This is a genomic window from Marinobacter sp. L-46, assembly GCF_056859535.1.
The window spans coordinates 97,973-110,696 of sequence record NZ_JBSXOP010000059.1 but is presented as its reverse complement, the minus strand read 5'-3'; the positions used below and the strand labels follow the sequence as shown (position 1 = coordinate 110,696).

10 protein-coding genes are annotated in these 12,724 nt (G+C 58.7%); 6 read left to right on the top strand and 4 right to left on the bottom strand.

Annotation, left to right across the window (positions count from 1 at the left end):
* Nucleotides 1-21 precede the first annotated feature (21 nt).
* Nucleotides 22-1,026 (bottom strand): type I glyceraldehyde-3-phosphate dehydrogenase, encoded by a 1,005-nt coding sequence (gap, locus tag AC13DJ_RS09380; RefSeq protein ID WP_286873950.1) that lies wholly within the window; start codon nucleotides 1,024-1,026, stop codon nucleotides 22-24.
* Nucleotides 1,027-1,224: 198 nt separating this feature from the next.
* On the opposite strand from gap, the gene edd reads away from it, so the two are divergent.
* From edd to AC13DJ_RS09365, 3 genes are read left to right on the top strand one after another with little or no spacing between them, the layout of a single operon-like run.
* A complete protein-coding gene (edd, locus tag AC13DJ_RS09375) occupies nucleotides 1,225-3,045 on the top strand; it encodes a phosphogluconate dehydratase (RefSeq protein WP_482933436.1) in 1,821 nt (606 codons plus the stop codon).
* On the top strand, nucleotides 3,042-4,007 hold the full coding sequence (locus AC13DJ_RS09370; RefSeq protein WP_482933435.1) for a glucokinase: 966 nt from the start codon (nucleotides 3,042-3,044) through the stop codon (nucleotides 4,005-4,007). Before edd ends, AC13DJ_RS09370 begins: the two co-directional genes overlap by 4 nt.
* Entirely contained in the window at nucleotides 4,004-4,603 is a 600-nt protein-coding gene (locus AC13DJ_RS09365; protein ID WP_482933434.1) for a uracil-DNA glycosylase family protein, read from the top strand. The genes AC13DJ_RS09370 and AC13DJ_RS09365 overlap by 4 nt, the downstream gene beginning before the upstream one ends.
* A gap of 11 nt (nucleotides 4,604-4,614) precedes the next feature.
* Here AC13DJ_RS09365 and AC13DJ_RS09360 read toward each other — a convergent pair whose 3' ends face one another.
* Together AC13DJ_RS09360 and AC13DJ_RS09355 are read right to left on the bottom strand one after the other, a co-directional pair.
* The gene (locus tag AC13DJ_RS09360) at nucleotides 4,615-5,499 is read right to left on the bottom strand and encodes an aldo/keto reductase (protein ID WP_482933433.1); all 885 of its coding nucleotides are present in this window, start codon (nucleotides 5,497-5,499) and stop codon (nucleotides 4,615-4,617) included.
* On the bottom strand, nucleotides 5,496-7,343 hold the full coding sequence (locus AC13DJ_RS09355; protein WP_482933432.1) for an alpha-amylase: 1,848 nt from the start codon (nucleotides 7,341-7,343) through the stop codon (nucleotides 5,496-5,498). The genes AC13DJ_RS09360 and AC13DJ_RS09355 overlap by 4 nt, the downstream gene beginning before the upstream one ends.
* A gap of 263 nt (nucleotides 7,344-7,606) precedes the next feature.
* On the opposite strand from AC13DJ_RS09355, the gene malE reads away from it, so the two are divergent.
* The 3 genes from malE (at nucleotide 7,607) to malG (ending at nucleotide 11,354) form a co-directional block, all read left to right on the top strand.
* Nucleotides 7,607-8,806: a maltose/maltodextrin ABC transporter substrate-binding protein MalE gene (gene malE, locus AC13DJ_RS09350; RefSeq protein ID WP_482933431.1), complete on the top strand. Its 1,200-nt coding sequence runs from the start codon at nucleotides 7,607-7,609 to the stop codon at nucleotides 8,804-8,806.
* A 153-nt stretch (nucleotides 8,807-8,959) separates the two neighbouring features.
* Entirely contained in the window at nucleotides 8,960-10,453 is a 1,494-nt protein-coding gene (malF, locus tag AC13DJ_RS09345; protein WP_482933430.1) for a maltose ABC transporter permease MalF, read from the top strand.
* A gap of 10 nt (nucleotides 10,454-10,463) precedes the next feature.
* Nucleotides 10,464-11,354 (top strand): maltose ABC transporter permease MalG, encoded by an 891-nt coding sequence (gene malG, locus AC13DJ_RS09340; protein ID WP_288373606.1) that lies wholly within the window; start codon nucleotides 10,464-10,466, stop codon nucleotides 11,352-11,354.
* Nucleotides 11,355-11,603: 249 nt separating this feature from the next.
* Here malG and malK read toward each other — a convergent pair whose 3' ends face one another.
* Nucleotides 11,604-12,719 (bottom strand): maltose/maltodextrin ABC transporter ATP-binding protein MalK, encoded by a 1,116-nt coding sequence (gene malK / locus AC13DJ_RS09335; RefSeq protein ID WP_482933429.1) that lies wholly within the window; start codon nucleotides 12,717-12,719, stop codon nucleotides 11,604-11,606.
* Nucleotides 12,720-12,724 lie beyond the last annotated feature (5 nt).

Below are 12,724 nucleotides of genomic sequence, written 5' to 3'. Positions count from 1 at the left end.
AATGCGGCCGGTCTTGCCCGGTTACTTGCTGGCATTCATGAGCGCGATCGCGTTGTCCAGCATCCGGTTCGAGAAGCCCCATTCATTGTCGTACCAGGCCATGACTTTCACGTGACGGCCAATGACCCGGGTATGGTTGGCGTCAAAGACGCTGGACAGGGCATTGTGGTTGAAATCAACGCTGACCAGTTTCTCAACATTGTAGCCCAGTACCGGGTTGTTCTCTGCCGCGGCTTTGACGGCCTCGTTGATTTCCTCAACGGTGGTGTCGCGGCCGGCGATAAAGCCGAAGTCCACCAGAGACACGTTGATGGTGGGCACCCGCACGGCCAGGCCGTCGAGCTTGCCGTTCAGGTCCGGTATCACTTTGCCAATGGCTGCAGCAGCGCCGGTCTTGGTCGGGATCATCGACTGGGTGGCAGAGCGCGCACGGTACAGGTCGGTGTGGTAGACGTCACTCAGCTTTTGGTCGTTGGTGTAGGAGTGAATGGTGGTCATCAGGCCACTCTCGATGCCCACGGTTTTGTGCAGGGCCTCAACCACCGGCGCCAGGCAGTTGGTGGTGCAGGAAGCGTTGGAGATCACGTCGTGCCCGGCATTCAGAATATCGTGGTTAACGCCGTAAACTACCATGGCGTCTGCATCGGGTGAGGGTGCAGAAATGATGACTTTGCGTGCGCCCGCTTTAAGATGGGCGGCGGCTTTGTCCCGCTTGGTGAACAGTCCGGTGCATTCGAACACCACATCCACATGGTAGTCTTTCCAGGGCAGGTCTTCGGGGTTGCGAATGGCGGTGATGGCAATGCGATCGCCATTCACCGTCAGAGACTCGGCGTCATGGCTGACAACGCCGTCAAAGCGGCCATGAACGCTGTCGTACTTTAATAGATGAGCGTTGGTTTCGGCGTCACCCAGGTCGTTGATGGCAACCACCTGCATCTGTTTGCGGTAGTCATTTTCGTAAAGGGCGCGGAGTACGTTGCGGCCGATGCGGCCAAAACCGTTAATGGCAATGCGGATGGTCATGAGTCGACTCCTGTATTGGCTGTTTTTTGTTCGATTACGGCTTGCGATGTAGTAAATATAACAACAAAAAAACGAAAAATGAACGTTATTCGGGTTCAAAGTTCAAAATAAATAGGTAAAATTACATTCACAAAGACGACAGTCATAACAAACGGATTGCAGTGCCTGATCACTGCAACAACCCATATGGAGTTCGCCATGCACCCCATCGTAGACAAGGTCACCCAGCGCATCATCGAGCGCAGCCGTGCCACCCGCCAGGACTATCTGGCCCGGATGGCAGCGCTCAAGGCGCAATCGCCCCATCGCAGCACGTTGTCCTGCGGTAATCTGGCCCACGGGTTTGCCGCCTGCAGTCAGGCGGACAAAGACACCCTGAAATTCATGAACAAGGCCAATGTGGCCATCGTATCAGCCTACAACGATATGCTTTCGGCCCACCAGCCTTATGAAAAGTTCCCGGATATCATCCGCGAAGCTGCCCACGGCATGGGTTCGGTGGCGCAGTTTGCCGGCGGCACCCCAGCCATGTGTGATGGTGTGACCCAGGGTCAGCCGGGCATGGAGCTGAGCCTGTTCTCCCGGGACACCATCGCCATGAGCACCGCTGTGGCGCTCAGCCACAACATGTTCGATGCCACACTGCTTCTGGGTGTCTGTGACAAGATCGTACCGGGCCTGTTGATTGGCTCCCTGAGCTTCGGCTACCTGCCGACCATTCTGGTGCCCGCCGGCCCCATGCCTTCTGGCCTGCCCAATAAAGAAAAGCAGCGCATCCGCCAGCTCTATGCCGAAGGCAAAGTTGGTCGTGATGAGCTGCTGGAGGCGGAGAGCAAGTCCTACCACAGCCCGGGTACCTGCACCTTTTACGGCACCGCCAACAGCAACCAGCTGCTTGTGGAAGTCATGGGGCTGCACCTTCCGGGCTCTGGTTTTGTCAATCCGGGCACTCCGCTGCGCGAGGCGCTGACCCGCGCGGCCACTGAACAGGTGATCAAGCTGTCCAAACCCCACGGCGGCGAACTGGGGCTGGCGGACATGGTGGATGAGAAATCCATCGTCAACGCGCTGGTAGCGCTTCTGGTGACCGGTGGCTCCACCAACCACACCATCCACTGGATCGCCATTGCCCGGGCTGCGGGCATTATCATCAACTGGGACGATTACTCCGAACTGTCGTCAGCCGTGCCGTCCATGACCCGCATCTACCCGAACGGCCAGGAAGATATCAACGCCTTCCACGAAGCCGGCGGCACGCCGTTCCTGATTCGTGAACTTCTGAACGCCGGGTTCCTGCATGACGATGTCAACACGGTGGTGGGCCATGGCCTGGAGCGTTATACCCAGATGCCGGAGATGGACGGCGAACGCCTGGTCTGGAAACCGGCCGTTGAAAAGAGCCTTGCGCCGGATGTGTTGAGCAGCGCCGCCGAGCCTTTCGCCCCGAACGGAGGCCTGAAAGTTCTGGACGGTAACCTGGGCCGGGGCGTCATCAAGGTGTCGGCGGTTGCGCCGGAACACCACGTGATCGAAGCGCCCGCCGTGGTATTCAATGACCAGAATGATCTCAAGGCGGCGTTTGAGGCGGGCGATCTGGACCGGGACTGCATCGTAGTGGTTCGTTTCCAGGGGCCGAAAGCCAACGGTATGCCCGAGCTGCATAAACTGACACCTTATTTGGGGGTGCTGCAGGACCGCGGATTCAAAGTCGGCCTGGTGACGGATGGTCGTATGTCGGGGGCCTCTGGCAAGGTGCCGGCGGCCATTCACGTGTATCCGGAAGCGCTGGACGGCGGGCCACTGGCCCGGGTACAGGACGGTGACGTGATCCGCCTGGACGCCGTCGCTGGCAACCTGAGCATCGCCGTCAGCGATCAGGAATTTGCCGCACGGGCACCTGAAAAGGCGGACCTGAGCGCGTATCATCATGGCTTTGGTCGGGAGCTGTTTGGCTGGCTGCGCCGGTCGTCCAGCAACCCCGAAGAAGGGGCGAGTTTTTTCTGGAATCACGACGCATGACCGCAACATCCTATTCCCTGGTTGGCGACATTGGCGGCACCAACGCCCGCTTTGCGCTGGTCCGCGAGGGCGAGGTGCAGCCGCAGGCCATCGAAGTGCTGCCCTGCAGTGACTACGAGAATCTGGATGCGGCAATTGTTGACTATTTGCGCCGCGCGGGTGTTGAGGCGGTCGGGCAGGCTTGCCTGGCGGTGGCATCGCCGGTACAGGGTACCCAGGTACGGATGACCAACAACCATTGGCGTTTTGACATCGAAGACGTCCGTCAGCAGTTTGGCTGGTCGGCTTTCAAGGTGATCAACGACTTCACCGCCATGGCCCTGGGCGTGCCCCATGCGCCGGAATCCCATCTGGTGCATGTCTGCGGTGGCCCGGGCGACCCCCGCCGCCCGCGGTTGGTGATGGGGCCGGGTACCGGCCTTGGTGTGTCGGGTCTGGTGCCCATCCATAACGGCTGGGTTCCGCTGATGACTGAGGGCGGTCACGTCGACTATGCGCCAACGGATGATCTCGAAATGCAGGTATTGCAGATACTGCGCGCCCGCTTTGGCCGGGTATCGGTGGAACGCATTCTGTGCGGCCAGGGTCTGCTGAACCTTTATCAGGCCCACGCCGAAATCCGTGGTGTGGCGGCGCCGCTGGATGCTCCGGAGAAGATCACAGCAGCGGCTGTGGACGCCTCCGATGCCTTGGCCAGGGAAACCCTTCGGCACTTCTGCGAGATTCTTGGGCGTACCGCAGGCAACGCGGTGCTGACGCTGGGAAGTCTGGGTGGCGTGTACCTGTGTGGCGGCATTCTGCCCAGATTCCTCGAGTTTTTTCTGGAGAGCCCGTTCCGTAACGGCTTTGAAGACAAGGGGCGCATGCGCCCGTTACTGGAATTCACACCAGTCTATGTGGTAACCGAGGCCTATACCGGTCTGCTGGGGGCTGCCGAAGCACTGGGCAATCCCGAGGTATGACCAGAACTCTGGCGGAGCTGTCGTTTGATGAGCTGGTCCGGCAGGTCCGGGCCTGCCGGATTTGCGCCGGTGCCTTGCCGCACGAGCCCAGGCCGGTGGTCCAGCTCAGCGAATCCTCCCGCATTCTGGTCGTCGGGCAGGCGCCGGGCCGACGGGTGCATGAAACCGGTCTGCCGTTCAACGATCCCAGTGGCGACCGGCTGCGCCAATGGATGGGTATTACTCGCGACACCTTCTACGATGAACAGAAACTCGCCATCCTGCCCATGGGGTTCTGTTATCCGGGCACCGGCAAATCCGGAGATCTTCCGCCGCGCCCGGAATGTGCGCCGGCCTGGCGCCAGGCATTGCTCGACCGTTTGCCGGAGATTCGCCTGACCTTGTTGATCGGTCAATACGCTCATGCCTGGCATATTCCCGGCGCAAGGCGTGCGGTTACCGAAAATGTGCGGCGCTGGCAGCAGTTCTGGCCTGCTGTCATTCCCATGCCCCATCCCAGCCCGCGGAATAACCTCTGGCTGCGAAAGAATCCCTGGTTTGAACTGGAGGTGGTACCAGCCCTGCAGGAGCGAGTGGCCGAGGTGGTCGCCGGGTAATGCATGTTCGATCAGGGCACCGGCGCGCTCCGTACCGCTTCCAGTAGCCGATACCATAAGGGGCGGGGCAGCGATGTATCTGCTCCGGCGGAAGCCGCCGCAATTCGTTCCTGTTTCAGGGAGCCCAGCACCGGTATCGGGCTACCCGGTAACTGACGGATCCAGGCGACGGCCAGGCCGTTAAGGCAAAGGCCGGTTTGCTCTCTCGCCTCGCTCACCAGATCCTCAGGCACGGCATTCGCCATTTGTCCGCCGGCCAGCGGTGACCAGGCAAGCCACCTCAACCGGTCGCAGAGCATGGCGTCGTGCTGGCCGTTGAAGAGCGCATCGGCACGGGCCAGCGACAGCTCGGACTGGTTGCAGACCAGTGGCAGCGGGGTGTGCTGTTGCAGCCATCGCCATTGATCCGGCATAAAATTAGACACGCCAATATGGCTGACCTTTCCGTTCGCGACGGCCTGCTCCAGTACCCGCACAACCGCCCCGGCATCCATGAGTGGGTCCGGTCGATGAATCAGAAAGGTATCAATCTGTTCCAGCTGCAATCGTTGCAGGGCTCCATCAATAGCCTGCCGCAAGTAGTCGGCCTCGGCCCGGTAATGCTTGGTCTGCCAGCGGCTGGTGTCGAGATGGCCCGGTACGATGCCGGCCTTGGTGATGACACGTATCTTCTGTTTCAGGCCCGGCGCTGTGGCCAGCGCTTTCCCGAAGTGGCGCTCGCAAGCGCCATCGCCGTAAATATCGGCGTGGTCAAACACGTCAAGACCCTGGTCGACCTGATGGCTGATCCAGCCCGCAAGAGTCTGGGCGCGAAGCAGTTGCGGGTGGTCGAGCAGGCGCATCATGCCGAGTATCAGCGGGGTATCGCGTAACCAGGTGCCGTATTCTGTGCTCATGGCTGGTGGGCTCCAAAGGCAGTGACAACGCGGTCATCGCCATATTGTCGGGAAAACACATAGGGGTTCGCGCTGATCATGCGATGGCTGCCAGCTCCGATGGCCGGATGGCGCTCCCGGAATTGTCCCAGGGCGCGCCAGTGTTCCAGGATGCTGTTAACCTGGCCTGAGTCGATGGACTGCCAGTTCATGGGCGAGCGGGTGCCCTGGTGGGCGTCCGAGCCGGTGGGTCCGAACTCGCGCCCGGATTCATCGCCATAAAACAGCTGAACAGCGCCGGGCGTCAGCAACAGGGCCGCAGCGGCGCGTTTCTGCAACTGTGGATCCCTATCGGCAATACGGCTGAACAGGGTCGTGTCGTGAGAGGAAATGTAGCTCAGGACATTGAAGGGATCGTCGCCATTCAAACGGTTGGCGTAATCGGCATAAACCGATTCCATGGCCGGCAGGCAGCGCGCCCCGGCGGCAGCCTCTTCCTGTAAGTCGAAGTTGATCACAGCGTCGAAGCCAGCGTCAAAGTAGCTGCTTTTCTGAACGGAATGTGGAAACACCTCTGCGACCATCCAGAACTCCTCCGCGGGCAGAGCCTCGCCCGGATTAGCTCGACGATAATCCTCCAGGGCCTGTTGGGCGGCCGCCTTGAGTTCGGTCCAGGCTTCTGGTTCCACATGTTTTGCGGTATCAACGCGGAAACCATCGATACCAAATTCCCGGACCCAATCCGTTAACCAGGTGATCAGATAGTCACGCACAGTGGCGTCTTCCAGTTCTGTGGCCCGGGTGGTCGGTTTGTTTTTCAGAAACTCGGGAAGACCAACGGCCTGGTCAGATTCGGTCTTGAAGTCCGGCAGGAAAGCCAGAGAACCACGCACTTCATCAATGGACGCATTCGGCGGCGTTTCGTAGTCGGCAATGCCGGCCCGCACCCAGTTCTTGCCCCACCAGCCGGACCAGTCCGGGTGATCATAGTCAATGAACGCGTGGTAGGCGTGGAAGTTCTCCCAGGATTCCGGCCTCCAGTCTCCCCAACGCTCGGGCAGGTGCTTTTCGAATCCGTCGTATAGAGAGCCGAAGCCAAAGGTTTGCATATCCTGAAGTGTGGTGTAACCGGGGTGGTTCATAACCACATCCAGTACCACCCGAATGCCCCGTTGGTGGGCTTGCTCCACCAGAGTCCGGAATTCTTCCCGGGTACCGAAGTTGGCGTCGGGTACGGTGAAATCCAGGGCGTAATAGCCGTGGTAGCCGTAATGCCGGAAATCACCCCGGTCACCGCCGCCCACCCAGCCATGGATCTGTTCAAACGGTGGTGTAATCCAGAGAGCATTTACGCCCAGTGCCTGCAGGTAATCGAGCCGTTGTGCCAGGCCTGTAAAGTCGCCGCCATGGAAGGTGCCAATTTCGTTCTTCCCGTCCGGTTTTCGGCCATAGTTATTGTCGTTGTCCGGGTTGCCATTGGCAAAACGGTCAGTGACGGCGAAGTACACCGTCGCGCCACCCCAGGTAAACTGTCCGGCTTCTGAGTTGGCCGCCTCTAGCAGTACTAGTCCTTCGGCCTGTTCTCCGGGGGCCATGGTGACCTGGCCGTCACGGACAACGGCGGTACGGCCGGTGTAGTAATCGCGAACCCGTTGGCCATCGGCAAAGGTGCCGGCGACGGGGATGACCAGTTCTGTGGTCGCCGCTTCGCAGAAGGTATCCCCCTGCAGGCGAGTCTGTGGCCCTGCAGGCATCGTGCTGCTATTGCTACTGGTACTGGTACTGGTACTGGTACTGGTGCAACCGCTCAGCACAAGGGCGGCAATAACGGTGGATAGGGCTGTAGTTGTAAAGGATGGCTGCATGGCGCGACACTCCGGACGGGTCCTGGTTGTTGTTGCTGCCATGTAACCAGACTTCGGCCCGCACCGGGAGAAGGAGTTTTCTACGCCGGTCTACTCCCCCATACTACGCCTCGGGGAATGATATAAGGGGTGATGCCTACAGCGCCGTTTTGCAACACAGTGCAGAGATTCGCAAAAGAAAGATTTGCGTCAGGCCCGGCCAGGCAACCTCGTGGTAGGCCGGACAAGAACAAAAAAGCAATCAGACACAGAGGAATAACCTGATGAATCGTCGAACCTTTATTCGCAGCACCCTTGCCATTTCTGTGGTTGCCGCCAGCCTGGGCATGGCTGCGCCAGCTCTTGCCGAGATTGAGGAGGGCAAACTGGTTGTCTGGATCAATGGCGACAAGGGCTATGACGGCCTGCAGCAAGTCGGTGACTGGTTTACCGAGGAAACCGGCATTCCGGTTGAGGTTGCTCACCCGGACAGTGCCACCGATAAATTCCAGCAGTCTGCCGCTACCGGCAATGGACCGGATATCTTTATCTGGGCCCACGATCGTGTTGGCGAGTGGGCCCAGAGTGGCATCATTTCCGAGATCAAGCCGTCCCAGAAGGTGATCGACGCCAACTACGAATTCACCTGGGATGCCGTCACCGTGGATGGCAAGAAGTATGGCTACCCGATGGCCGTTGAATCGATAGGCCTGATCTACAATAAGGATCTGTTGCCGGAGCCACCAACGGCCTTTGAAGACATTCCCGCCGTACACAAGACCCTGGCGGAGGACGGCAAACGGGCGATTCTGTGGGATTACAACAATACCTACTTCACCTGGCCCATGCTGGCGGCCGATGGCGGCTATATTTTCGCCGAGAATGCCGATGGTTCGGTTAACGTCAGTGACACCGGCGTAAATAACCAGGGTGCCATGGCCGGTGCCAACGCGCTGGTGCGGCTCATCGAAGAGGGTGTGATGCCCCGTGGAGCGGATTACAGTGCTATGGAATCCAGCTTCAACAAGGGCGAAACCGCCATGATGATCAATGGCCCCTGGGCCTGGGCCAATGCTCGCAAGAGTGGTATCAACTTCGGTGTGACCACACTGCCAACGGTGAATGGCGAACCGAGCAAGCCCATGGTCGGTGTGATGGCAGCAACGCTTAACTCTGCGAGCCCGAACAAGGACCTGGCGGTGGAATTTCTGGAGAATTACGCGCTCTCGGTCAAGGGCCTGAAGATGGTGAACGACGATGTTCCTCTGGGCGCAGTTGCCAACAAGGCGTTCATGGATGAGCTTTCTTCGGATCCCAACATCAAAGCCACCTTCGAGAATGCCCAGCTGGGCGAGCCCATGCCCAATGTGCCGGCCATGGGGGCATTCTGGTCATCCATGGGGCCCGCGCTCCAGAACATGACCTCTGGCCGCCAGCCGGTTGAAGATGCCCTGAACGCAGCCGCCCAGCGCATTACCCGCTGAGACCGGCGCTCGGGTTACGGGCCAGGGAAGGCCCCGCCCGACACCTGATGTGACTGAGAACCTGCCGTCGCCGGCCGGGCGACGGTGCCAATCGGGCTGACTACAATGATAACGGAAACCCTGTCCTCTCCCGCATTCGAAAGCAGATCTTCCATGATTCGAGTATTCCTGAAGTGGGGCGCCCTGGCCGCTCTGGTTGCCGCTGCGCTCTACCTGATTCTGGCCCTGTATGTGCAGCGCGAATTCGTGTTTGCCATGCTGTTCCTGGTGCTGACGGCCTCGGCTGTGGCTGTATTTGTCAGCAAACGGCTGTATGCGCACCGGTACATTTTCCCTGCCATTGCTGGCATGGGGTTATTTGTGATTTTCCCGCTGATGTACACCGTCGGTATCGGATTCACTAACTACAGTGCCAGTAACCTGTTGAGCTTTGAACAGGTGAACGAGAACCTGTTGAGCCGAACCTACCAGTCGGAAGACGTTCGTTACGATTTCAAAGCCTTCGAGAGTGAGGGCGGCTACGTATTTTATCTGGAGGGTGAGCACCAGGCGCTGGTGACACCGCCGGTGGACCTCGCTGACGGAGAAACCCGGGCCCCGGTGTTTCCCGCAGACGCTATGCCTGAGGGAGAGCCGCTGGCGATCCGCGACATCATCCAGTTGCGGCAGTCGCTCTCGGAACTCAAACTCGTGACCGACGATAACCGTGAATTGAGCCAGGCGAGCCTGCGTTCCTTTGCGGCCATTCACCCCCAGTTTACCCGCCATGACAATGGCACGCTTACCAACAATCAGACCGGTGAAACCTACTTCCCCAATCACGACACGGGTTTCTATGTGAATGCGGATGGTCAGAAGCTGGTGCCGGGCTGGACCGTAAATATCGGTTGGGACAACTACGTTAAAGTGGTCACTGACCCGAGCATCAGTGGCCCCTTCCTGCAGATCTTTGTCTGGACCCTGTCTTTTGCCCTGGCCACGGTGCTGTTTACTCTGGCTTTGGGACTGGTATTGGCCAATCTGCTGCAATGGGATCAGATACGGGGTAAAGGGTTCTATCGCACCATGCTGATTTTGCCTTATGCCGTGCCGGCGTTTATCTCGATCCTGGTATTCAAGGGGCTGTTCAACCAGAACTTCGGTGAGATCAATCTGGTACTGGAAGGACTTTTTGGTGTCCGCCCGGACTGGTTCAGTGATCCGGCTCTGGCCAGAACGATGATTCTGATTGTGAATACCTGGCTCGGTTACCCTTATATGATGCTGTTGTGCATGGGCCTGCTGCAGGCAATCCCCAGGGATCTGTATGAAGCATCCGCAATGGATGGTGCCGGGCCAATCCACAATCTGTTCAACATCACGCTGCCGCTTATCATCAAGCCATTGATGCCGCTGTTGATTGCCAGCTTTGCCTTCAACTTCAACAATTTTGTCCTGATTGCGCTGCTCACCGGCGGTGCCCCTGACATCCTTGGGGCCAGCACACCGGCAGGTACCACCGATTTGTTGGTGAGCTATACCTACCGCATCGCATTCCAGGATTCCGGGCAGAACTTTGGCCTGGCAGCGGCCATTGCCACGGTGATCTTCATCGTGGTGGGTGCGCTGTCTCTGATCAACCTGAAACTGTCCAAAATTAAGGTGTAAGGAGCTTTCCATGGCAATGGTTCAACCTCGCTCCACCAGGTATCGTGTGCTGGCCTCCCATCTGGGAATGTTGGCGTTCATTGCGATTATCCTGTTCCCACTGCTGATGGTGATCTCCATTTCCTTCCGTAGTGGTAATTTTGCCTCCGGCAGCTTACTGCCGGAGAATCCATCCCTGGAGCACTGGTATCTGGCGCTCGGGATTCCCTATACCGATGAAGCCGGCGTCACCACTCAGCCGCCGTTCCCGGTCCTGCTGTGGCTCTGGAATTCCATCAAGGTGGCGGTGGTTTCGTCGGTGCTCATTCTGGCGCTGTCCACCACGAGTGCCTACGCTTTTGCCCGGATGCGCTTCGCCGGTAAAGGTTTTGTGCTGAAGTCGATGCTGATCTTCCAGATGTTTCCGCCGGTGCTGTCTCTGGTGGCACTGTACGCACTGTTCGATCAGATCGGTAATCATGTGAGCTGGTTGGGGCTGAATACCCACGGGGCCGTGATTGTGGCCTCACTGGGTGGCATGGCCCTGCATATCTGGACCATCAAGGGCTATTTCGACTCCATCGACCGGTCTCTGGAAGAAGCGGCGATTGTTGACGGTGCCACCACCTGGCAGGCGTTCCGATACATTCTGCTGCCGCTTTCGGTGCCGATTCTGGTGGTGGTGTTCATCCTGGCGTTCATCATGACTATCATGGAATACCCGATGGCTTCGGTGCTGCTGGTGGATACCGACAAGCTAACTCTCGCCGTGGGGGCTCAGCAGTATCTCTATGAGCAGAACTACCTGTGGGGTGATTTTGCGGCTGCGGCAGTGTTGTCCGGCCTGCCCATAACCATGATTTTCCTTTACTGCCAGAAGTGGATTGTTGGCGGTCTTACCGCTGGCGGTGTCAAAGGCTGACGCCAAACCCGGGGCGGTGCCCAATCCCGGCGCCGCCCGCTCCCTAGGGCCAGAAGGTTGGATCCCGAACGGCCCTTCCGCGACAACTGCGTCTTCCTGCATGCCATTTCGCGACCCGGTCAGGCTTATCCCCCCTGCTGACCGGGCTTTTTTTGTTTGCACTACCGGGTACTGACATACGGACAAAAAAAGGCCGGTACGAATACCGGCCAATGAGAGTGTATTGCAGATCAGATCAGAAGCGGAGCCTCAGAAATCGATACAGGGCTCCCGGTAGAGGCGGGGGCAGGCAGCGCCGTCTTCCCGGAACAGATGGCACTTGTTGGCATTCAGTCCCAGTGTCATCGGGGCACCTTCCTGAACGGGATTGCCGCCATCGGTGCGCATGGTCAGTACACCCTCCACGTTGTTCGCGACCAGATGGACCAGGGTCTGGTAACCCAGACGTTCAACAACGTGCACTTCGCCTTGCAGGTACATGTCGGCTTCCTGGCTTTCAGTCAGGTGCTCGGGGCGAATACCCAGTGTCACGTTCTCGCCCTCCAGCAGACCGTGACCGTTCACAGGCAATTCAAACTGATGATTACCGGGCAGGGTGACAGTCACTGACTGGCTGCTGGCAGAAGCCACCTGGCAGTCGATGAAGTTCATCTTTGGTGAGCCAATAAAGCCTGCCACAAAGCGGGTGGCCGGATAGTGGTAGAGTTCCATGGGCTTGCCCACCTGGGCAATGCAGCCGTGATCCAGCGCCACGATTTTGTCGGCCATGGTCATGGCTTCCACCTGATCGTGGGTGACATAAATCATGGTGGCGCCCAGGCGTTTGTGCAGGCGGGATATTTCGATCCGCATCTGAACGCGCAGCGAGGCATCCAGGTTGGACAGCGGCTCGTCAAACAGGAACACCGCCGGCTCCCGAACGATGGTACGGCCGATGGCGACCCGCTGGCGCTGGCCGCCGGAGAGGTCTTTGGGCTTGCGTTCCAGGAGCTTGTCGAGTTGCAGCAGGGTGGCGGCGTCCTGAACCCTCCGGTTGATTTCGTCCTTGTGGGTTTTCGCGAGCTTCAGGCCGAAGGCCATGTTCTCCGCCACGTTCATGTGCGGGTACAGGGCGTAGGACTGGAATACCATGCCCACTTCGCGGGCTTTGGGTGGCAGGTCGTTGACCCGGTCGTTGCCGATATACATATCACCCGAGGTGATGTCTTCCAGGCCCGCAATCATGCGTAGCAACGTCGATTTGCCGCAGCCGGAGGGGCCGACGAAAACCACAAATTCACCGTCCTGGATATCCAGGTTTACATTGCGGGTAACCTGGGTTTCGTCGTAGCTTTTACAGATGTTTCTCAGAGTTACACTTGCCATAACGT

Coding starts and splice junctions, on each gene's coding strand:
- gap (WP_286873950.1), bottom strand. CDS start 1,026: ATGACCATCCGCATTGCCATTAACGGTTTTGGCCGCATCGGCCGCAAC.
- edd (WP_482933436.1), top strand. CDS start 1,225: ATGCACCCCATCGTAGACAAGGTCACCCAGCGCATCATCGAGCGCAGC.
- AC13DJ_RS09370 (WP_482933435.1), top strand. CDS start 3,042: ATGACCGCAACATCCTATTCCCTGGTTGGCGACATTGGCGGCACCAAC.
- AC13DJ_RS09365 (WP_482933434.1), top strand. CDS start 4,004: ATGACCAGAACTCTGGCGGAGCTGTCGTTTGATGAGCTGGTCCGGCAG.
- AC13DJ_RS09360 (WP_482933433.1), bottom strand. CDS start 5,499: ATGAGCACAGAATACGGCACCTGGTTACGCGATACCCCGCTGATACTC.
- AC13DJ_RS09355 (WP_482933432.1), bottom strand. CDS start 7,343: ATGCAGCCATCCTTTACAACTACAGCCCTATCCACCGTTATTGCCGCC.
- malE (WP_482933431.1), top strand. CDS start 7,607: ATGAATCGTCGAACCTTTATTCGCAGCACCCTTGCCATTTCTGTGGTT.
- malF (WP_482933430.1), top strand. CDS start 8,960: ATGATTCGAGTATTCCTGAAGTGGGGCGCCCTGGCCGCTCTGGTTGCC.
- malG (WP_288373606.1), top strand. CDS start 10,464: ATGGCAATGGTTCAACCTCGCTCCACCAGGTATCGTGTGCTGGCCTCC.
- malK (WP_482933429.1), bottom strand. CDS start 12,719: ATGGCAAGTGTAACTCTGAGAAACATCTGTAAAAGCTACGACGAAACC.